The organism is Sphingobacterium anhuiense (assembly GCF_042686355.1).
Lineage (GTDB): Bacteria > Bacteroidota > Bacteroidia > Sphingobacteriales > Sphingobacteriaceae > Sphingobacterium > Sphingobacterium anhuiense.
Genome location: NZ_JBHUPE010000005.1, coordinates 361,987 through 382,151, shown reverse-complemented (window position 1 = coordinate 382,151; position 20,165 = coordinate 361,987). Strand labels below are relative to the sequence as shown.

At 35.4% G+C, this 20,165-nt stretch carries 21 protein-coding genes; 14 read left to right on the top strand and 7 right to left on the bottom strand.

Going from position 1 to position 20,165, the window contains the following annotated elements:
* The first annotated feature begins 248 nt into the window (after positions 1-248).
* Positions 249-857 (top strand): helix-turn-helix transcriptional regulator, encoded by a 609-nt coding sequence (locus ACFS6I_RS13715; protein WP_380921406.1) that lies wholly within the window; start codon positions 249-251, stop codon positions 855-857.
* 138 nt (positions 858-995) lie between these two features.
* Here the strand turns inward: ACFS6I_RS13715 and katG are convergent, their stop codons facing one another.
* A complete protein-coding gene (gene katG, locus ACFS6I_RS13710) occupies positions 996-3,278 on the bottom strand; it encodes a catalase/peroxidase HPI (protein WP_380921404.1) in 2,283 nt (760 codons plus the stop codon).
* Between the two features lie 544 nt (positions 3,279-3,822).
* On the opposite strand from katG, the gene ACFS6I_RS13705 reads away from it, so the two are divergent.
* A complete protein-coding gene (locus ACFS6I_RS13705) occupies positions 3,823-4,374 on the top strand; it encodes a hypothetical protein (protein WP_380921402.1) in 552 nt (183 codons plus the stop codon).
* Positions 4,375-4,586: 212 nt separating this feature from the next.
* Here ACFS6I_RS13705 and ACFS6I_RS13700 read toward each other — a convergent pair whose 3' ends face one another.
* The 4 genes from ACFS6I_RS13700 to ACFS6I_RS13685 form a co-directional block, all read right to left on the bottom strand.
* On the bottom strand, positions 4,587-4,730 hold the full coding sequence (locus ACFS6I_RS13700) for a hypothetical protein (RefSeq protein WP_165905894.1): 144 nt from the start codon (positions 4,728-4,730) through the stop codon (positions 4,587-4,589).
* A 51-nt stretch (positions 4,731-4,781) separates the two neighbouring features.
* Positions 4,782-4,973, bottom strand: a complete 192-nt coding sequence (locus tag ACFS6I_RS13695) for a hypothetical protein (RefSeq protein WP_380921398.1) — start codon at positions 4,971-4,973, stop codon at positions 4,782-4,784.
* A 167-nt stretch (positions 4,974-5,140) separates the two neighbouring features.
* Positions 5,141-6,616 (bottom strand): tetratricopeptide repeat protein, encoded by a 1,476-nt coding sequence (locus tag ACFS6I_RS13690; protein WP_380921396.1) that lies wholly within the window; start codon positions 6,614-6,616, stop codon positions 5,141-5,143.
* Positions 6,617-6,775: 159 nt separating this feature from the next.
* Complete coding sequence (locus ACFS6I_RS13685; RefSeq protein ID WP_380921394.1) at positions 6,776-7,972, bottom strand: FAD-dependent monooxygenase; 1,197 nt, start codon at positions 7,970-7,972, stop codon at positions 6,776-6,778.
* Positions 7,973-8,449: 477 nt separating this feature from the next.
* Here ACFS6I_RS13685 and ACFS6I_RS13680 point away from each other — a divergent pair, with 477 nt between their 5' ends.
* The 5 genes from ACFS6I_RS13680 to ACFS6I_RS13660 all read left to right on the top strand — a co-directional run bounded on the left by ACFS6I_RS13680 (position 8,450) and on the right by ACFS6I_RS13660 (position 13,309).
* The gene (locus ACFS6I_RS13680; protein WP_380921392.1) at positions 8,450-9,406 is read left to right on the top strand and encodes a hypothetical protein; all 957 of its coding nucleotides are present in this window, start codon (positions 8,450-8,452) and stop codon (positions 9,404-9,406) included.
* 54 nt (positions 9,407-9,460) lie between these two features.
* The gene (locus tag ACFS6I_RS13675; protein WP_346580708.1) at positions 9,461-9,742 is read left to right on the top strand and encodes a hypothetical protein; all 282 of its coding nucleotides are present in this window, start codon (positions 9,461-9,463) and stop codon (positions 9,740-9,742) included.
* Positions 9,743-9,844: 102 nt separating this feature from the next.
* A complete protein-coding gene (locus ACFS6I_RS13670) occupies positions 9,845-10,759 on the top strand; it encodes a helix-turn-helix domain-containing protein (RefSeq protein ID WP_132770305.1) in 915 nt (304 codons plus the stop codon).
* A gap of 107 nt (positions 10,760-10,866) precedes the next feature.
* Complete coding sequence (locus ACFS6I_RS13665; protein ID WP_380921389.1) at positions 10,867-12,066, top strand: MFS transporter; 1,200 nt, start codon at positions 10,867-10,869, stop codon at positions 12,064-12,066.
* Between the two features lie 184 nt (positions 12,067-12,250).
* The gene (locus tag ACFS6I_RS13660) at positions 12,251-13,309 is read left to right on the top strand and encodes an FUSC family protein (protein WP_132770308.1); all 1,059 of its coding nucleotides are present in this window, start codon (positions 12,251-12,253) and stop codon (positions 13,307-13,309) included.
* A gap of 127 nt (positions 13,310-13,436) precedes the next feature.
* Here ACFS6I_RS13660 and ACFS6I_RS13655 read toward each other — a convergent pair whose 3' ends face one another.
* Positions 13,437-14,417 carry a helix-turn-helix transcriptional regulator gene (locus tag ACFS6I_RS13655; protein WP_380921387.1) on the bottom strand — a complete coding sequence of 327 codons (981 nt, stop codon included), beginning with the start codon at positions 14,415-14,417 and terminating at the stop codon, positions 13,437-13,439.
* 251 nt (positions 14,418-14,668) lie between these two features.
* Here ACFS6I_RS13655 and ACFS6I_RS13650 point away from each other — a divergent pair, with 251 nt between their 5' ends.
* From ACFS6I_RS13650 to ACFS6I_RS13620, 7 genes are all read left to right on the top strand, one after another.
* A complete protein-coding gene (locus ACFS6I_RS13650; protein WP_380921385.1) occupies positions 14,669-15,490 on the top strand; it encodes a siderophore-interacting protein in 822 nt (273 codons plus the stop codon).
* Positions 15,491-15,810: 320 nt separating this feature from the next.
* Positions 15,811-16,434 (top strand): superoxide dismutase, encoded by a 624-nt coding sequence (locus tag ACFS6I_RS13645; RefSeq protein ID WP_380921383.1) that lies wholly within the window; start codon positions 15,811-15,813, stop codon positions 16,432-16,434.
* Positions 16,435-16,465: 31 nt separating this feature from the next.
* Positions 16,466-16,963, top strand: a complete 498-nt coding sequence (locus tag ACFS6I_RS13640) for a DUF2480 family protein (protein WP_132770321.1) — start codon at positions 16,466-16,468, stop codon at positions 16,961-16,963.
* A gap of 13 nt (positions 16,964-16,976) precedes the next feature.
* On the top strand, positions 16,977-17,546 hold the full coding sequence (locus tag ACFS6I_RS13635) for an NADPH-dependent FMN reductase (protein WP_380921381.1): 570 nt from the start codon (positions 16,977-16,979) through the stop codon (positions 17,544-17,546).
* 498 nt (positions 17,547-18,044) lie between these two features.
* Positions 18,045-18,389 (top strand): DUF4870 domain-containing protein, encoded by a 345-nt coding sequence (locus tag ACFS6I_RS13630; protein WP_380921379.1) that lies wholly within the window; start codon positions 18,045-18,047, stop codon positions 18,387-18,389.
* Between the two features lie 200 nt (positions 18,390-18,589).
* Positions 18,590-19,087: a hypothetical protein gene (locus ACFS6I_RS13625; RefSeq protein ID WP_346580700.1), complete on the top strand. Its 498-nt coding sequence runs from the start codon at positions 18,590-18,592 to the stop codon at positions 19,085-19,087.
* Positions 19,088-19,139: 52 nt separating this feature from the next.
* Positions 19,140-19,316 (top strand): hypothetical protein, encoded by a 177-nt coding sequence (locus tag ACFS6I_RS13620; RefSeq protein WP_021189353.1) that lies wholly within the window; start codon positions 19,140-19,142, stop codon positions 19,314-19,316.
* A 188-nt stretch (positions 19,317-19,504) separates the two neighbouring features.
* On the opposite strand, the gene ACFS6I_RS13615 is transcribed toward ACFS6I_RS13620, so the two are convergent.
* A complete protein-coding gene (locus tag ACFS6I_RS13615) occupies positions 19,505-20,029 on the bottom strand; it encodes a GNAT family N-acetyltransferase (RefSeq protein ID WP_380921376.1) in 525 nt (174 codons plus the stop codon).
* Between the last annotated feature and the right edge of the window lie 136 nt (positions 20,030-20,165).

Genomic DNA, 20,165 nt, shown 5'->3' with positions numbered 1-20,165 from the left:
ATAGGGAACAACAGTTGTAAAGGCAAGAGATGCTGACTGAGCAATCTTTTTCGGACGGTGTATTTCTGGTGTATCTTTCCACATAAAAATAATTATTACAATTCTTACTTAGCATTTACCAAATTTGATAATCAGAAGAAGTAGACTTACAGGTATCGATTTTGATAAGTGTGACAAAAGTAGTAATTTTGAATAATAAAACAACCAAATACTTGTTTTATTATTTTATGACGACAAACCGAATTTTAATGTTACTGAAAATGCGAGGTCCGTTAACGGCACTCGACATTGCCCATGAATTAAAAATAACCAAAGAAGGTGTTAGACAACAGCTGGTTAAATTTATGGATGAAGGCTTGATTAAAGTAGAGACGGAATCAAAGGGAGTCGGGCGGCCACAAAAATATTTCAATATTTCAGAACTCGGAAACAGCAAATTTCCGGATACCCATGCAGAGTTAACGGTGAAATTATTGACAATAATTAAAGAGTCAATAGGGACAGAAGCTTTACAGACGATCATTGAAGTCAATGAAGCAACAGGAAAAAAAAGATATCACGAAGAGATCGACCCTTTACCCAATCTAAAGTCTAAGATTGAAAGATTAGTCTCCATTCGTACCCGAGAGGGCTACATGGCAGATTATACTGAAGATGACGAGGGATATCTGCTAATAGAAAATCATTGTCCTATTTGTGCAGCGGCTAAAGTCTGCCAAGGATTTTGTGCTTCAGAACTTCAGATTTTTCAATCCGTCTTAGGCGAATCCGTTTCCGTACAACGTACTGATCATATCATAGCGGGCGCGAGACGTTGTGCATACCGTATCGTATCTTCTGCAAAAGGTTTCGAATAGCATTATATAGAAAATCCTCTCAAATTAAATGAGAGGATTTTCTATATAAATAGGAATTAAATAGTATCGGTGACTGAATGACTTCATCCAAGCCAAAGCAAATGAATATGCTCTAAAGGGTATTGATTAAACCCTTATTTAAGATATCTTATCAAAACGATCAGCATTCATCACTTTATTCCAAGCTTTTATAAAAGCATCCACAAATGACTTTTCATTGCCAGACTCAGCATACACTTCTGCAACAGCCCGAAGTTCAGCGTGCGAGCCAAATACGAGATCAGCACGTGTCGCAGTCCACTTCGGTTGACCCGATTTACGGCAAGTACCTAAATACAATTCTTTCGTTTCATCCATTGGCTTCCATTGCGTTGCCATATCTAAAAGATTTACGAAAAAATCATTGGTCAGCTGTCCTGGACGTGAGGTAAATACACCATGTTTAGATTCGTCAAAATTGACATCAAGTACACGAAGACCTCCTATTAGAACAGTCATTTCAGGAACTGAAAGATTTAATAATTGTGCTTTATCGATCAATAATTCTTCGGTAGATATTGCTTTGTTTTTTAATTTACGATAATTTCTGAATGCATCTGCTAGTGGCTCTAAGAAAGCAATCGACTCTACATCCGTTTGGTCTTGACTAGCATCTGTACGCCCCGAAATAAAAGGAACTTCCACATCATAACCTGCCTGGTGCGCCGCTTTTTCAATAGCAGCCGCACCCGATAAAACAATCAGATCAGCAATTGAAACTTTTTTCCCTCCAAACTGTGCATTATTAAACCGTGTTTGAATGTCTTTTAATGCTGTTAACACCTTATTTAATTGCATCGGTTTATTGACCTCCCAGGCATTCATCGGAGCTAAGCGGATTCGAGCTCCATTTCCTCCCCCCCGTTTATCCGAATTACGGAAAGTCGAAGCCGAAGCCCATGCTGTAGATACTAGTTCCGAAATCGATAGACTTGTATTTAAAATCTGTGCTTTTAAGGATTGAATATCCATTTCATCTATCTCAACATAATCAACCTTAGGAAGTGGATCCTGCCATACAAACTCCTCATGAGGCACATCAGCACCTAAATAACGAGAACGAGGTCCCATATCACGGTGCGTTAATTTGAACCAAGCTCGAGCAAATGCCTCGGCAAACTCTTGTGGATTATCCTTGAATCGACGTGATATTTTTTCGTATTCAGGATCAAAACGCAAAGAAAGATCTGTTGTCAGCATAGTCGGTTTTAATTTTTTATTCGGATCGTGCGCGTGCGGAATAATATCACCAGCATCTTTAGCTACCCACTGATGAGCTCCAGCAGGACTTTTTGTTAACTCCCACTCAAAATCAAACAAGTTTTCAAAAAACAGATTTGTCCACTCTGTAGGTCTACTTGTCCAGGTCACTTCCAGACCTGAAGTAATGGTATCTCCACCTCTCCCTGTACCAAAAGAATTTTCCCACCCGAGTCCTTGAGATTCTAAACCAGCAGATTCAGGTTCCTTACCAACATGATCAGCAGACGCTGCTCCATGCGTTTTACCAAACGTATGCCCGCCGGCAATCAATGCGACCGTTTCTTCATCATCCATAGCCATACGTCCAAAAGTATCCCGGATATCTTTTGCCGCCGCAATAGGATCGGGATTACCATCAGGTCCTTCTGGATTTACATAAATTAAACCCATTTGAACTGCTGCCAATGGGTTTTCTAAATTTCGGCTATGAATCTTACCATCAGCGTCATCGTCAGACACCAATACGCCATGTCCTTCCTTTACTCCCTCAGATCCATCTGCGTAACGAACGTCGCCACCAAGCCATGTCTTCTCTGAGCCCCAATATACATCCTGATCTGCTTCCCAAACATCCTCACGTCCTCCTGCATAACCCAAAGTTTTAAAGCCCATAGATTCCAGAGCCATATTTCCAGTTAAAATCAATAAGTCTGCCCAAGAAATCTTACGTCCATATTTTTGTTTTATAGGCCACAACAATCGTCTTGCTTTATCTAAACTCACGTTATCTGGCCAGCTATTTAAAGGTGCGAAACGTTGCTGTCCACGACCTGCCCCCCCACGTCCATCACCAACACGGTAAGTCCCTGCACTATGCCAAGCCATACGAATAAATAATGGTCCATAATGACCAAAATCCGCAGGCCACCAATCTTGAGATTGTGTCATTAATTCCTTTAAATCATTTTTTATTGCATCCAGATCCAAACTTTCAAATTCTCTTTTATAATCAAAATCCAAACCCATAGGATCAGACTTTACATCATGTTGACGCAATAAATTAACTTTTAACTGGTTTGGCCACCAATCTTGATTTGTTGTACCTCCACCAGCAACAGCTTTACGCAATGTTCCATTATGAAATGGACACTTATTAATGTCATTGAATTCGTTTTCCATTGGTTTCTAATTTTTCAAAAAATTAACGTTCTATTTTGGTTATCTCAACTAACTAAATTTAAACAAAAAAAAATATCAAATGAAATTTATCTGATCTTTAAACCTTCCTAATAAATTAAGATTCAGTGAAGTATAATTACCAGAAATACAATTGTTGGAAAATCCCATAAATAGATAAACTTTTTATTTTTCTTTAATAAAAAAGAAGATAATCTTTTGCACGAACATCATTATTCCTGAAAGAAACTGCTGTACAACAATTTAAAATAAAAATAGATAGTTTCCAATAAGTAGCAATAATTACATCATAAGATAAATGATTGAATTTTATTCCGTATATTAACCCTATAATTATATACTATTTTTAAAATAAATCTAACAAACACGTTAAAGTTTATATTTCACATGGTTTGTGAGAATCAAAAGAGGATTCACGACACGATTTATAAAGGATTCACGATCATATACCATTTATTTAATGATTGAAAAGTTTTGATACACCGAGGTACAACAAAAAGTTAGTTACCTATAAATAACCAGTATTATGAATAAAGAAGAAAACCGAAAGCCAAAATTAAGATTAAAAAAAGAAATTCAGGATAAACTTGAGACTGAGAACATTACTCTAGAAGAATTCTTCGAGCAAAAGGAAAAGGAAAAAAATGACCGATTCACTCAAGAGCTTCAAGATTATCGTTTAAAATATCCTGAGCCTCCACAAATAGTGGCTGAAATTGAATTGACTGAAAATATTCAAAACTTAGGCTATAAAAGACAGTTTTTTAACCGTAATGATGCTAATTTTTTGGTCAAAGAGATAGAAAACTGGGAAAATGAAAATAGCTATATGGAAATAGAACCCTTCACCGGTGATCAAAAAGAAAAAATGATTCAGACTTATATCACTACTGGCATACGATATGATTTTAAAAACATCGGCATTACATTATATTATGCTCCGATATTCTATCAAAACAATTACGATAATGGTAGATCCTTGTTGAATTATGGCACTTCATTATATAAATATGATCATTTCAAAAAAGAATTTTCAATCGCTGATAACGATGATTTTCACGATATAACTTTTTCGTAAGTGAGCAGTTAAATATCTCAATTCTCAGATCTTTACCATATGTACAACAGCAAAAAAGAGCTAAATCAGATGGACATGAATTAGCTCTTTTTACTTTGACCTTTAAGCTGACTATAACTTTAGGCAAACTCACTACAAAGATAGTAGCGGTATTAGTTCTTAATATTTAAAGGAAGTTATGTTCTCTTAAAAATACCTATTTTTTTATACCACTAGATCACAGGTGTTGCTCCTTCAAACTCTGTCAATTCATATCTATTTTTATAACTGAGATCCTGCAAACAATTTATTTTCTTATCCTGATCATAAAATATTTTAAATGTTCGCGTCTCTTTATTGATTAAAGTAAGAGACATTTGCATCATATTTTGTCAGCTTCATCAGTATGCTTGAACTAATTCTACACTCTACAATAGTATCCTTTTTTCGATCTTTTTTATCCCTAATTTCCAATCTTTAAAGGAAGCTCTGCTATCAACCCGATTACCACTTATTTCGATCACCTCTCTAAAAATAACATTTGGGGCTAGGGTCGTATCTACATTTATTTCCAAGCAAAAGCCTCGGGGAAGATAATTCAGTTTCTTTATATTCTTCATGAATTACAATTGTAGGTGGTCCAGTTATATTTGTCTTTTTGGTAGTAGCTTTTTTAGCAGATTTTGTTTGTGTATAGTCATTAGTAGCAACTAAGGTTAAACCTATGGGCAAATATTTAATGATTTTCATTTTCGAATCAACTTAATTTTCGTAATTTTTATATTTATTATTTCAGACAATCAACTAGCAAAATATCTTCTACTTGAATAGCCATTCTTTTTGCTTTGAGCAAATCGGAACAATAATATACATCATTCAAAAGCTGTTTAATTTGCCCTCTGACATAATATGAAAACCCGTTATTAGGATCCAGCTCAATTGCCTTATTACAATCTCCCAAAGCATTTAACAGATTTGGCTTATCTTTTTTGGATTTCATAACCCAGTTCATTTTAAACGGTTGATTCGGCAATTTACTGCTAATAATTATTTTTGATTGTTCCGATTTTTCAGATAAACATACTTGAGCAATTGCTTTATTGACATACGCTACTGCATATTTATCATTGCTCTGGATGCTCTGATCAAAATCTGCCAAAGCAAGTTTATATTGATGTTGAAGCAAATAAATATGTCCCCTTCTATTCCAATATAACTCCTTTTCAAAACTACTACCATTAGGCATTAACGTTATTGCGCTATTTATAGCAGATAACCCTTCATCCAGATTGTCAGATTGAACTTTACATTCGGCATTATTATAATATATACTTGCTATTGATGCATTGTAATAAGATTGTATATCTTGCTCGCTCATATATGCAAACCTCGGATTACGTTTTAATTCCCTCATCAACCCCTCTTTATTGGCTAATGCATGATCATAATTTAATGCTGCATTTTTAAAATCTTTTAGCGCAAGATGTGTGTTACCCCGAAAAGATAAAAGCATAGCGTTATTGGGAAATTTAGTGAGCCCGGAATCATAAATTTCCAGCGCTTTATCAAACTTTTTTAAATTATAAAAAGCCACTCCGCGTTGGTAATAAAAGCTAGCTTTACTATTATCGCAAAAATCCAGCAATGCATCATCTATCCTTTTAAAAAATGCGGGGTCATTAACTTTTAACTGTTGTGCGAGCATTTTTGCAGTAGTAAAATCCTGACAGGAGGCATCCATATCTTCCAGCTCAAAGTACACTTGAGCTCTGTTCAAATAAGGTCGCAAATCATTCGGGTTTAATTGGATTGCCTTAGCATAATCTTCCAAAGCCTTTTTTGGTTGTTTTAATTGGTGATATATCGTACCTCGAGCATCAAACAGTCGATAATCCTTTGGATCAATCGCCACTGCCGTATCCAAGTAAGTTAAAGCTTGAGTAAAATCTTTTTTAGCGGCATAGATTAGACCTATATTTAAATAGCAACGTGAACAGGAGGGGTTGATGGAAAGTGCCTTCCTGTAGTATTGTTCACCCAGTACTAAATTACCTATCTGGAGATATTGGTATCCCGTTAAGCGTAACAAAACCTCATTTTCAGGATGATTTTTTACCTGCATCTCCAAATATGGGATGATCTTTTCAGATTGACCAATCAAATTTAAAGAATCTACAGTCTTTTCAAAAACACTTTTACTCTGCCCATACACCTGTACAGTAAACAAAAATGAAAAGAATAATATCGTCAACACCGATCTCATAATATGAAATTTAAAATCTGATAGAGTTTATGAAACATTAGGTCTAGTAAATCGGCAAGTATTATAAAAACCTATCTTCAAAACAATTTATGCACTAATCATGCCTCATTTTTATAAGCACTTTCATAATTTACTTATATACTAATCTACCTAATCAATTTACTTGTTATAATAAGGTAATTGGATACGCTCTTTTATTTCTTTTTTCCCTTTTCCGCCAAAGAGCTTTGCTATTTTTTTCACTAATTTACTTGATGCAATTCCTAGGACAGTATTGAACACTTTGATTCCAAACTTTGTTTTCGGATGTGCTAGCCATGGTACTCCCGGGGGTAGATTCTGAATATCTTCAACATAAGGGCGCATTAACTTTTCATAAGCTTCAAAGGCATCTTGATGATTCTGGTGTCTCGACAATTCTCCAGCCAATACATATGCACCAACTATAGAAAGACTTGCCCCCATTCCTGACATCGGAGTTGGACAATAAGCCGCATCCCCAACCATAGCACATCTTCCATTGGTCCATCGAGGTGCCTTCACTTGACTTATACTATCAAAATAAACATCTTTACTTTCCTCCAATCCTTGTAGCAGACGTGGTGCCTGCCAACCAGCATCAGCAAACTTTTGCTTCAAAATTCCTTTCTGCTCTTGCAAACTAAGTTTTTCGTACCCTTTCTCTGGCGATAGAAAAGAAAATGATGCACGGGTGGTTCCTACATTATCTGGTCTTAGGTTTAATACTCTTGATTCTGGTGCATTATACCAATAAGCCCATGACGTGTCAGAATCAATACGTGGAATAGTCAAATAAGAGCAGTAAACTCCAATATATTTGATCACGGGCTCATCTCCAAAAATTAGCTTCCGTGTTGACGAACGAATTCCATCAGCAGCAATGACCAAATCAAAGGAGCGCGGAGTACTATTTTTAAAAGTAACATTCACTTTATCTTCAGCTTCTACTAAAGCTAGAATCTGATCTCCAAAAATATAGGGAATATTATCTTTAGTCGCATTAAAAAATACCTGCGCAAGATCTCCACGCAAAATCTCAAGTTCTGCGGTTCCGAATCCACCATTAGTTTTAGGAAATTCAGCTAAAGTATGATTGTTAACATCAACAAAACGGATTCCTAGTTCACCTGTATTTGCTGCTCTGATTTCATCTTCGAGCCCCATTAACTGTACTACTTTCTGAGCTTCATCTCTAACATCTATATTTTGTCCGCCTAATCTCAATTCTTCTGCACGCTCTACGATGGTGACATCAAAACCAAATCGATGTAACCAAAATGCTAAAGCCGGACCAGCAATACTAGCGCCTGATACAAGTACTGTTCTTTTTTCCATTGATTTTTATGTTTTATGACTCATCTACAATACGAATAACAGTTGAAATTCACATAGTACTGAATTTTCACACTGCTCCCTTTATGTACCGGTTCAATTAGTCCAGAAATATTTTCACTTTCTCTAATGTAAACCTATTTTTCCAAAACTAATAATTCTTGCTATATGATTATAAATAACAAATGCATCATCATGATGATTAAATATCAAGCCACTGCGGCAGCCTGCTATTAAATAACGAAACCTGAAATTCAAATTTTATTAGTACGACTTACCTGGCTATCTCCTTTTTAGTTCATCCAAATCACTCAGCTAAAAACAACCTACATATTAAATCCATATTAATTAAAAACACACTTTATGACAGATATTTTACCGATAAGCAACAGTAATAAAATAAATTCGGTATATTCAGTTATTATTAACCGTACAGAATTATAGTGATTTGAGCCAATAATATACAAAATTAGCATCATTATGTTTTTAGCAACCAAATCGAAAATCATTACAACAGCCTTATTTATAGGGTTTATGACGTCCTGCTCCGTTAATAAGAATACAGCATTTATGCTGACCCTTAAAAATAGTTATTGCATACCACCAACCTACTTTCTAAAGGCAGAGCAGACATTACCTAATTACGCTATAGATTCTCTAGCCATCCACGATGAATTAAACAGTGTATTCTCAAGGCAAAATATCCTTATGCTTTATGCTCTTGGACTGACCAAGGAGATAAAAGAATTACAAAAACTTAAAGGCAATACTAGTGTTAGTGCAGAAATTCGTAAGCTAACGATCAACAATAAGGTCAATAGAACACTGCTTCTAGCACTATCAGATATCAATGCCGCAGCAGCCGAACTAGATTGTGAAGCAGAACGCGTCGATCAGGTCGCTGGATATATAGATAATATCAATGCTTCAAGAAATAATAAACTTGTCGTGGGCTCTATTGCACTGGGTGCGGCTGCATCAATAGCCGGAGCTCTCATTACCAATAATAATGTCAATAATGCTGTAGGTATTACAGGTGGGGTTCTTGGTGGAGGCCTTGGTTTTTTCACCTTAAATCCCAAAGGAAAAAAGGTTGAGTTTTTTCATCCTCATAACCTATTACGAAATGTGTGGACAGAAAATGATTCGGATCAAAGCTTTTCACCTTTTATCTGGTATATGCTGAGTGAGAAAGAATTTAGTAATGATGGTAGTAGCTCCCTATTGCACAATCTCAAAACACGATGGATCGATTATCAGTTTGATAGCAATGAAAATCAGGGAAACCAATCTGTTATATTTTCTGATGGAGGCATTTACTTTGCTGATGATTTACACTCCAGAGCAGCTATGATCAACCAATTACAAGCCGTTATCCGTTCCATTAACCAAAGTATCAACAACTTAATACTGGAAGCAAATAAAACACTTGAATAAATTAATTATCCAGCATTACATGTTAAAAGCGACATCCCATCGTTGCACGCCAATATGAGACTTGATCATCGTATATTTGGCTATGAAAAACCTGACACCAATTCCAAAAGACTATTTTTACTATCCATTTTCACCAACGACGTTAAGAACAATCCCTTTAAACTTCCATTAGGCGCCTATTATGAAACTTCCGGGTTGGATGAGAAAGGCCTAAAATTAAAATATAAAAATATCACTGGGAACTTTGTTCAAGCCACATTTATAGATGCAACCAAAATCAAAGGAACGACCCTATACTTGGAAAAAAAATGGGTAGAAATTATTCCTAAAAAATAATTAAACTATGCAAGCAGCTGTAATAAATACACAACATTTCAACTACTCTCTCCGTATAAAAAAGCAATTCACTATCTTTGAATTATGTAATTAATTAAAAAGATGCAAACAGAAGATTTATTAGGTTATTATACCAATATAAAGAAAGAAATCCCTTTAGATCTCATCCATTCTCAACGGAATGCTTTACATTTCAATGTCATCAAAACGGAGAGCTGTATGCTAAGTCTCCCCTATGCACGCAGAGACTATTACAAAATAACACTCACACAGAATCCCGGAATTTTAATTACAGATCAGGGTGAGCTAAAAGTAGACCGGCCCACCATATTCTTCTCACGCCCGGAAGTCAATTATGGCTGGGAACCACTTGCTGCAAATCAGGACGGTTACGTCTGCCTTTTCAATGAATCATTTTTAACCAAAGAAATGAAACTAGAATTCGACCGCGTGCATGAAGAGATGATAGCGAAACCGTTTACCTACATCCATCTCGATCAGGCAAAATTCCAGGAGCTCTTTTTTTATTTTGAAAGACTTGCGTCAGAACATATGGATGGACATATGTTTAAAAATGAAATCATTGACAGCATACTGCGTCTCATTATCTACAACGTTATCAAAGTACATCGCGAAACCATCGATGGACAGCGCATTCCGGCAAGCAACCGATTAGTACATCAGTTTTTCACCCTATTAAATAATCAGTTTCCACTAGAGTCACCGCAACAGATTCTGTATTTAAAAAGTCCTGCTGATTATGCCAATCGTTTAAATACCCATATCAATCATCTCAACCATCTGCTTAAGGCAATGACCGGAAAGTCGACTTCTCAGCATATTCAGGAACGCTTATTATTAGAGGGTAAAAAACTATTGGAAAATAGCGACTGGACCATCGGACAGATCGGTCAGGGTCTAGGTTTTGAATATCCGCAACACTTTACTTCCTTCTTTAAAAAGCATGCGCTTATTACGCCTAAAATTCACCGGGAAAGATTTATGAAACAAGTTTGATTTTCGTAAAAATAACTTTGAATCCTGTCTTTTTAATACATCGATCTTCCTTTAATTTTGCTGACAGCATTAAGGAAACAGGTTGATCAAGATAATATGATTTTAGGATGAGAAGACAAGAAAAGAAACACGAGGGTATCAGTACTATTTTGACATTTATGCTTATACCGCTTTCCGGTTTTGCGATGGACATTTACATCCCTTCTTTTCCGGATATGGTAACCGCATTGGGAACCTCCATATCAAGTGTCCGATTAACCCTGACAGTTTATCTCATTTTTTATGGACTGGGACAACTTCTTCTAGGAAGTTTAGTGGACAGTTATGGCCGTTACAGATTAAGCATGTTAGCATTAGTACTATTTATCCTGAGCAATATCTTACTGATCAACTCTTCCAATATTTATTTTATAATCGGTATGCGGGCCATCCAAGGCTTAGTCATTTCTATTATTATGGTATCCAAACGTAGCTTTCTCGTGGATGTTTATGACGGTGACAAATTAAAAAATTACACCTCATTACTATCTATTGTATGGTCATCCGCCCCCATTCTTGCACCATTCTTAGGCGGGTTTCTGCAAAATTATGTTGGCTGGAAAGGAAATTTTTATTTCCTTGCTATTTATGCACTCATTATGTTTCTATTGGAGTACCGGTTTACAGGAGAAACACTAAAAGAACAAAAACCCTACCGCATTTCGGGTACAGTTAATGCTTTTAAAGTGATGTTGAGCACTAAAGACTTCAGCATGGGCATCGTGCTATTGGGATTCAGTTACGCTATGGCTATTGTATTTGGGATGTCTGCACCTTTTATGATCGAGCATGACTTTAATTTTTCTCCTGTCATGACCGGAAATATGTCTCTTCTTTCTGGCTTATTTTTACTGTTCGGAGGCCTACTGAGTAAAGCTATGTTAGCAAAGTCTATGCTAAAAAAACTACGACTAGCAACAATCGGACAAGCCACATTAGCCTGTTTAATGTTTGCAACAGCATTCTGGTATTACAGCTTATTTTCTCTGATGTTTTTTGCTTTATTAATGCATTTCCTAATGGGATTTATGTACAACATCTACTTCACCTATTGTTTGACACGGTTCCCACAATATGCAGGCGCAGCAGGTGGATTAACCAGTGGCGGGGCTTATATCGTGACTTCTTTTGCCAGCTACAGCCTGGTCAGTCTATTGAATGTTGGTGACCAACAGACATTAGCGATCTGCTATTTTATCTTATCCCTCTGTATAGGTTTAACTTTTTTAGTAATCGGAAATAACCTAAAGAGAGCAGACTCACAATGAGCTTTCCATTTAGATATTCAATTAAAACATAAAATACTACTTCCAGTTTTTTGCATAAAGAGTCAACAGTCTAAAATGAGAATGGAAAATTATCAGAAATAAAAAACATCATTACCTTTGTTTGGTTTTTAAATTAGAGCCACAAACTAATTCGTTAGAGAAACCAGGTCAAAAAGAAGAACTCATGGAATCGTTTTTTAAATTTAATAAAACAAGTAGACAATGGCATCTTCCCATCGTCGCAGGATTAAGTGTAGGCATTCCTATGATTCTGGGCTGGTATATGGACAACATTGAAGCTGGAAAGCTGGGATCCCTAGCTGGACTATCAATCTTATACATTCAATCAGATAAGCTTATCGAACGCATGATCTTACTGATGACTTGTTGTTTTGGGCTTATGCTATCTTTTTCGGTTGGATTGTTATTTTCGTTCAACCCAATGATTGCTCCTATTGCATTGGGTCTTTTCTCCTTCGGAGTACATTACTCCCTGCATAAGCTTCAACTTACCCGTCCACCAGGCAATTTCTTCTTCATCATGCTGGCATCTACTGCCATTTGTTCCCCTTTTCAACCTGAAAATATAGCCGAAAAAATTGGTTATGTTGCAATGGGAACCATATTAACCTGTGGTATCGGTTTAATATATAGCTTACTGACTCTAAAAAAGAATAATCAGCCCGAAAATAGCATTCATCGTAAATCGAGTTACACCAATATTGTAGAATCTCTCATTTTTGGACTCATTATGGCTTTCTCTTTAGCTGTAGCATTTTCGTTAAACATTGAAAAACCATATTGGATCCCCATTTCTTGCTTAGCGGTAATGCAGGGAAGCAGCTCTAAGCATGTTTGGCTTAGAGCAACACAGCGTATAACCGGAACATTAGTTGGTCTTGGAATTACCTGGCTAATTGCGTCAGGAAACCCAACGCCACTTATTATGGTCATAAGTATTACCCTATTGCAAGTCATCGTAGAATTCTTAGTCGTAAGGAATTATGCAATTGCAGTTGTTTTTATTACGATCCTAACTATTTTCCTCTCTGAATCTGGTAAACAGTTAACGCAAGACACCAACGAGATCTTTTTTGCACGTATGATTGATATTTTTATCGGAAGCGTCATCGGAATGATAGGCGGATGGATTTTATATAATGCCAAATTACTCCATCATGCCACGTTGCAATTAAGAAAAGCTAGAATATTAATGAAGAAGACAAACCGCGGTACAGAATAAATAACAAGAAACGATATCGGTGCTTTACATATTTGTACGCTAAACCTTTATTTACTATTAACAATAGTGAATAAATTTAACATATTATGTGAGGATGGTATTCAGCTAAAAATGAGACCGATGTAGTTTACTTTTTAAACTGGCTCGGGATAACACCAAATTTTCTTTTAAAAGCCGCCGAGAAATGACGTGGATTTTTATATCCTATACTGTCCGAAACCTCACTGATACTCATATCCTGTTCGGTAATCATCAGTTTAGCCTGATTCATTTTAGCATCCGTCCAAAATCCAAAAACTGTTGTTCCAAACAGCTCTTTAAAACCCTTTTTAAGTGTAAACTCATTTGTACCCACATGATGTGCCAGCTCAATCAATGAACAAGCATTATTGAGATTATTCATAATAAACTCCCGCACCGCATACACTTTATGAATATCTTCCTTTCTTAAAGAAACATGGATGTGAGCCACTTCGCTCAGTTGTTCAAACTGCAGCAATAGGAGCTCAATTACCTTTGCCTCGAGAAACATTCTTTTAAAAACATTTTTTCTCTGACAGTTCATAATGTCATCTATAATCTCATACATCTGACGACTAATTCGATTATTTTCCACATTTATTGTCTCAGAATATCCCTTTTCAATTGCATTTCGAAATCTGTCAAATAAAAGAGTATCCTCCGGAAGATATCTTTTAAAGAATGACGGGGCCAAATTAATCTCAAATAACTGAAAAACATCACTTTCCCATTTCATCTTCCCATGTAGCTGGTTGGCATAAATGATATTATGTTGGTGAGAATCAAAACTTACCTCTTTTTTAAAATGCTCTGTGATCGCAGTACTTTTACCTTTTAGAGCAAAATGCATCTCTACTGTTTCAAAATCACTTTCAAAATACAGCATTAGATTATTGGACAAAATAGCATCACCAAAACCAATATGTACTCCCTCAAAATATATTTCACGGTAACATCCCTTTCCGATTGGAAGTTCGAGATGAGTTGTATATTCCTGTATTCCACCATCCGATGCAGGTAAAACATCCGGATACTCTTTTTCCAAAAGCAAATTAGAGATATCGGTATTGTACAATCGTAGCGTCATTATATGTTAAATTTTGATTCAGTTTCTCCTTCTCGCGGATCTTTTATTCCTTTTCACAGACCTTTTTAGGGTAATTAACTTCTTATATTTGCACAAATATATAAATTATTTAGAATTATTCTTAATAGTAAAATTGAATATGCACCGCTCCGCTTATCATTATTCCCATCAAGTACAGATGCCCAAAATGAAATAATCACGTTGCAGATTTTCAAGAGACCATTAAGAAAATAAGTTAATTAACGTATAAAATGAGTAAACAAAATTTCAAACCCCTACAGGCTACATTAACGGTAAGCCGTAAAGCATATATTACACCACATTATATCCGCATATTCCTCACAGGCGAAAGTGTTCCAGCATTCAGTAATACGACAATCGGAGTCAACAACAAGATACTTATACCTCCCGCGGGAATCAACACCGTTTATTTTCCAGAATTTGATTATGACAAAAAGCAGTGGAAACCCCAACCCGATGAGATTCGTCCTATAGTTCGAACCTACACACATAGGGGCATCAATCTTCAAAAAAAAGAAATTTATATTGACTTTGTTGCACATGGTGATGAAGGATCTGCATCTTCTTGGGCAATTCATGCTCAAAAAGGTGATCTACTGGGTGTTTTAATGAAAGATGGTAAAAGTGAATTATACGGGAAAGCAGCTAACTATCTCTTAGTAGGTGATGCAACTGCCATTCCGGTGCTTGGAGCAATATTAGAGGATCTGCCCGAGACAGCAAAAGGTATCTGTATCATCGAAGTACACAGCAAAGAGGATGAACAGCAATTATCGACCAAAGCGGATATCAAATTTATTTGGCTCTACAACTCCAGTCCTCAATTAGGCAGTAACATAGCAGCAGTTGTTAAACAACAATCACTTCCAGAGCACTCCCGCTCGGGTTATGTAGCGGCAGAATTTTCTTCTGTGAAAGAAATACGTCATTATTTACGAAAAGAAAAAGGCTGGAAACAAGAAGAACTTTATGCGTACTCCTACTGGAAATCTGGTGTAGCAGAAGATAAATCGGCCACAGAAAGATATGAGGAAAATGAAAGTGGAAAATGATAAAAACGAATGCAATAACTATCTTAGTTAAATGATGATCACAGGGGTGATTTACTTGTAAACACCCCTTATTTGAGATTTGGTTAGTGTAGAATTGCATAGACAATATGAAAATGCTTTATACTTGAATTTAAGAACAATTTTTCTACAGGTACATCGCTGCAATTCTTCTTCGCTTCTCAACAAGCTGTAATTTTTACGTGCCAAATTGAAGCATATATCAACAGAATTTATAGCTCAATGATAAAACAAGATTATACTTGTTTTATTAAATAAATCTCTTTAAATTTGTTCAAGGATTTAATTAAAACAGTTATACTATGAGCAAATTTGAACTCCCTGCCCTTCTCTATACCTACGAAGCACTAGAGCCACACTTTGACACCCTGACCATGACCATCCACCATAGCCGCCATCATCAAGCATATGTGGATAATTTAAACAAGGCACTTGAACAAGACGACATCAAAAATCTGAAACTTCCTGATTTAATAAAACATATCAGTAAATACAGTCCAGCGGTGCGTAATAATGGAGGCGGTCATTATAATCACTCCCTTTTCTGGAGTATCCTTTCACCCACAGCAAAAACTACTCCCGAAGGAAAATTGGTCGAAGCCATCAATCGGAGCTTTGGTAGTCTTGATCAACTTAAAGAAGAAATTAAAAAACTAGGATCAGGACAGTTTGGTTCAGGCTGGGCTTGGTTATTTGTTTCCTACAGTGGTGCGCTAGCGATAAGCAGTACGCCAAATCAAGATAATCCACTGATGGATATTAATGTAACAAATCGAGGATTGCCTATACTAGGGGTGGACATTTGGGAACATGCCTATTACCTTAAATATCAAAACAAAAGAGCCGATTATCTAGATGCTTTCTGGTCAGTATTAGACTGGGCTGCTGTTGAAAAAAAATACGAAGAGGCTCTTTTAACAATTTAAATTAGTGCAACCATCTATAAATAAACGCAAAATGGCAGAGGAACAATTTATAAATAAAGTAACTGCATCTGGCATAATCGCTTTCGATCTGCTGGACTTTATGCCAGCAGATGAAATAGCAGAATTTGATATTAAAAACCTACTTTTTATGGGCATGATTGTAAAAGAGAAAGAATTCAAAATAGCTATTTCAGAAATTGATTTTTCCGTATTTGTGGCAAAAACAGTTGCAGTGTACTGTTCAGCTGATGCTATTATTCCACCCTGGGTATATATGATCATAGCCGATAAACTACAACCTCATGCCGCTCATTTTGATTTCATAGATGTTGATTCTATGAAATTAGAACTGTGGAAATCAAATATTGAAAATGCATCTATCTCATCATTTAAAAATCAAAAAGTAGTCCTCCGCGCACGGCCTGATTTACATCCCGCACTCTATATGTTAGCAACTCAACGTTTAAAACCTATTGTAAGAACACTTATGTATGGTGAAATCGGTCTGCCTAAAGTCATTTTTAAATAATAAAATAAGCGCTATGAAAGCAATAATATTTAACGGAGCATTAGAACGAAGATCATCTTCTACCTCAAACCTATTATCCAGATACATAAAATCAGGATTAGAAAATTTCGGCATTGAAAGTCACATATTTGACCTTGCAGATAGTGGTATTCCGCTATTCGACTGTACATTGACCAGAATACCTAATGGTGTACAGGTTATGAACAACCTGTTTCGGGAGGCCGATATACACTTCTGGTTAGCTCCATTATACCATGGAAGCATCCCTGGGGTCATGAAAAACTGTTTAGACTGGCTAGAGGTAAGTGCTAAGAAAAATAATCCATACCTAACGGATAAAACAGTGGGGCTAGTATGTTGGGCGGATGGGGTACAAGCGATGCAAGGAATCAATACCATGGATGCGATCGCCAAATCACTCCGGGCATGGCCACTTCCTTACAGTGTGCCAATTTCAAAAAAAGAATTATTTGATCCGAACATAAGTGGAGAAATTTCGCAGACATACAAAGACAGACTAAATCTTTTGATCAATTTAGCTACAACAAAAATCATTACAGCTATACCAGCAATAAATCAATAAGAATGATCAAAATAGTTTTTTTAATAATTGAAATAGCTACAACAGATCTATTTATGTTATTCAAGACCGATTTACATGTCTATTACACTGTATCATGATCATAGCTAACGATACACATCACAGCCACTGTTATGTGATCAAAATTTCACCTTTCAAAAAATAATTATCAAAATCTAAGATATAAGCTTTAGATTTTGATAATTAACTAACCATACCTTATTCATCTCGTTAATATAGATTACATTATAAAAAGGTTTATATCACGATGTTTTCTATTGGAGCGTGGATAGTGATTAACCAAAAATAGTACTGAACATTTCATTTCAAAAGAATTAAATATTGGTCTAACCAACTCTTTTCATTATACAGTGCTGACTTTCTAGGTTATTGAGATCATTTTAATCGCATTACTATTCTCGTATTATAAATACCCCCAATTTCGGCTATAGTTTCAAATAGGCAAAGCTTCTAAATTTGGGGAAAATAAAATAATTAGTTATGAGAGAGAATAAAAACATTTCGGCAGACACCAATGATGGAAAGACAGTTGCAATAATAGCCTATTTAACCATCATCGGCCTTGTCGCCGCACTTGTTATGAATAGTAAAAATGCGACCAATTTAGGAAGATTTCATATTCGCCAAAGTATCGGAATAACCGTTACTGCACTAGTTGCCGGCATTTTAAGATTTATTCCCATGGTTGGTAATATTTTAGTATCTGTCATCGGAATTGCTATTCTTGTGATGCTTGTTTTAGGTATCCTAAGTGCTGTTAAAGGAGAAGAAAAAGAGTTGCCATTTATTGGACATCTTTACCAAAAATGGTTCTCAGTGATTTAACATCATAAAAAAGGAAGTGTTCTAGTTGAATACTTCCTTTTTTATACACTCCTTCACAATCACCCTCTTTTACATAGAAGCCCATCTTATAACGAATTTAAATTCATCTTTAACGAATTTAAAATGCTGTTCAAAATTTATTCAATAACATTGTATTTTTATAGAAATAGAGAACTAACCATACAATAATAAAACGCTATATGGCAATAAAAATACCAGCTCTGCTGTTCGCATCCCTTGGTCTTATATCCCTATCCTCTTGCAATGGTTCATCCATCGATACCATTAAAGCAATGGAATCCAATTATGACAATGAGGATAAATCTATAACATTAATTGGTGAATTTGATGCTCCCCTATTTACTTTTTCATCAGGTAAATCAACGTTCATACCTATGAATTTCGTTGTAAAATCCAGTGCATTCAGCTCGGAAAAATTTACTGCAACCAGTGTTATTCTTCCTATTGGAACGAATAAGAATAACGTTTTATTTGAGATTCCAATGGACCAAAAAAAATACTCACTTAAAGATTTTTACGTTGTTGATAATACTGGAGAAAAGATTAATCTCGAAAAACATACTACATATAAGATGACAGGTACAGTACATTACACTGAGTTAGAAAAACCTGAAAGCGAACGAGACAATACTAATTTCAATTATAAAATAACCAATGTTATAATTGAAAAAGATTAAATAACATTCATTTTACAACATCATCAACATTTAAATCAAAACTAAAATTATAATGGAAATTAAACTTGGAAATAATCTCTCATTTGGCTGGATTATTATTGCCTTTGCTATTATTATGGCCTGTGGTATTTACATTGCTTATCGAAAACAACAAGTGATCAAAATAAAATATGTAATTGCTGTCATCATCATGTTGGTCGTAGGAATTAATTGGCTTCTGGAAAATTAACATAGACTTCCCAATATTAAGCCTCTCCTTAAAATATAGTAGCAATTCTAGATTTACAGCCGATCGCATCAATGCTTCTTTCTCAATAGAAATCTTTTACAGGTAAAAAGACGCAAAGAACCTATTCATGTCTATTTAGATATTTATGAATTTACAATATGATATTAAATCACTTAAAAAAACGATCGTTATATGGTAATATTTTTTTTCATCATAATATCAGTCTGCGCGTCATTACCCAACTTAAAAATATGTCTATCAAACTCGATAAAATCATTTTTTTTGTAAAAATTAATCGCTCGCAGATTTTGTTCCCAAACACCTAACCATACATATTTGACCTGTTTATCATGTGCAATCTGAATTGCTTTTTCATATAGTATTTGGCCAATTTTTTTTCCTTGATATTTCTGTAATACATAAATTCGTTCGATTTCTAAACTCGCTTCATTTTTCAATTCGGTTTGTGACCTTCCATAATTTAGTTTTAAATAACCAATTACGTATTCATCATGTACCGCAAAATAGAATTCAGAGTCCCTATTCCCTAATTCTTCCCTGAGCTTTTTAACAGAAAAACCATCTTCTAAGTACTGTTGCATATTTTCCTCCGAGTTGCTGTTGGAGAATGTTTCAAAGAATGTTTCTCTGCCGATTTTCTGCAGTACTGTAATGTCATCAAGAGTAACTCTTTTTATTGCTATATTTTGCATAGTGTTATCTTATCTGGTAAAAATTCCAATTCATAATTTAAACATTTCATATTTTTTTCAGCTTCTACAATCACAAAAATTCTACCTTACGTAAGTGCTAATACAGGTATTAAATATCTCAATTATCAATGACATA

Excerpts from the sequence above, each read along its gene's own strand:
- ACFS6I_RS13715 (WP_380921406.1), top strand. The coding sequence starts at position 249 with ATGTTACTGAAAATGCGAGGTCCGTTAACGGCACTCGACATTGCCCAT.
- katG (WP_380921404.1), bottom strand. The coding sequence starts at position 3,278 with ATGGAAAACGAATTCAATGACATTAATAAGTGTCCATTTCATAATGGA.
- ACFS6I_RS13705 (WP_380921402.1), top strand. The coding sequence starts at position 3,823 with ATGAATAAAGAAGAAAACCGAAAGCCAAAATTAAGATTAAAAAAAGAA.
- ACFS6I_RS13700 (WP_165905894.1), bottom strand. The coding sequence starts at position 4,730 with ATGTCTCTTACTTTAATCAATAAAGAGACGCGAACATTTAAAATATTT.
- ACFS6I_RS13695 (WP_380921398.1), bottom strand. The coding sequence starts at position 4,973 with ATGAAGAATATAAAGAAACTGAATTATCTTCCCCGAGGCTTTTGCTTG.
- ACFS6I_RS13690 (WP_380921396.1), bottom strand. The coding sequence starts at position 6,616 with ATGAGATCGGTGTTGACGATATTATTCTTTTCATTTTTGTTTACTGTA.
- ACFS6I_RS13685 (WP_380921394.1), bottom strand. The coding sequence starts at position 7,972 with ATGGAAAAAAGAACAGTACTTGTATCAGGCGCTAGTATTGCTGGTCCG.
- ACFS6I_RS13680 (WP_380921392.1), top strand. The coding sequence starts at position 8,450 with ATGTTTTTAGCAACCAAATCGAAAATCATTACAACAGCCTTATTTATA.
- ACFS6I_RS13675 (WP_346580708.1), top strand. The coding sequence starts at position 9,461 with ATGAGACTTGATCATCGTATATTTGGCTATGAAAAACCTGACACCAAT.
- ACFS6I_RS13670 (WP_132770305.1), top strand. The coding sequence starts at position 9,845 with ATGCAAACAGAAGATTTATTAGGTTATTATACCAATATAAAGAAAGAA.
- ACFS6I_RS13665 (WP_380921389.1), top strand. The coding sequence starts at position 10,867 with ATGAGAAGACAAGAAAAGAAACACGAGGGTATCAGTACTATTTTGACA.
- ACFS6I_RS13660 (WP_132770308.1), top strand. The coding sequence starts at position 12,251 with ATGGAATCGTTTTTTAAATTTAATAAAACAAGTAGACAATGGCATCTT.
- ACFS6I_RS13655 (WP_380921387.1), bottom strand. The coding sequence starts at position 14,417 with ATGACGCTACGATTGTACAATACCGATATCTCTAATTTGCTTTTGGAA.
- ACFS6I_RS13650 (WP_380921385.1), top strand. The coding sequence starts at position 14,669 with ATGAGTAAACAAAATTTCAAACCCCTACAGGCTACATTAACGGTAAGC.
- ACFS6I_RS13645 (WP_380921383.1), top strand. The coding sequence starts at position 15,811 with ATGAGCAAATTTGAACTCCCTGCCCTTCTCTATACCTACGAAGCACTA.
- ACFS6I_RS13640 (WP_132770321.1), top strand. The coding sequence starts at position 16,466 with ATGGCAGAGGAACAATTTATAAATAAAGTAACTGCATCTGGCATAATC.
- ACFS6I_RS13635 (WP_380921381.1), top strand. The coding sequence starts at position 16,977 with ATGAAAGCAATAATATTTAACGGAGCATTAGAACGAAGATCATCTTCT.
- ACFS6I_RS13630 (WP_380921379.1), top strand. The coding sequence starts at position 18,045 with ATGAGAGAGAATAAAAACATTTCGGCAGACACCAATGATGGAAAGACA.
- ACFS6I_RS13625 (WP_346580700.1), top strand. The coding sequence starts at position 18,590 with ATGGCAATAAAAATACCAGCTCTGCTGTTCGCATCCCTTGGTCTTATA.
- ACFS6I_RS13620 (WP_021189353.1), top strand. The coding sequence starts at position 19,140 with ATGGAAATTAAACTTGGAAATAATCTCTCATTTGGCTGGATTATTATT.
- ACFS6I_RS13615 (WP_380921376.1), bottom strand. The coding sequence starts at position 20,029 with ATGCAAAATATAGCAATAAAAAGAGTTACTCTTGATGACATTACAGTA.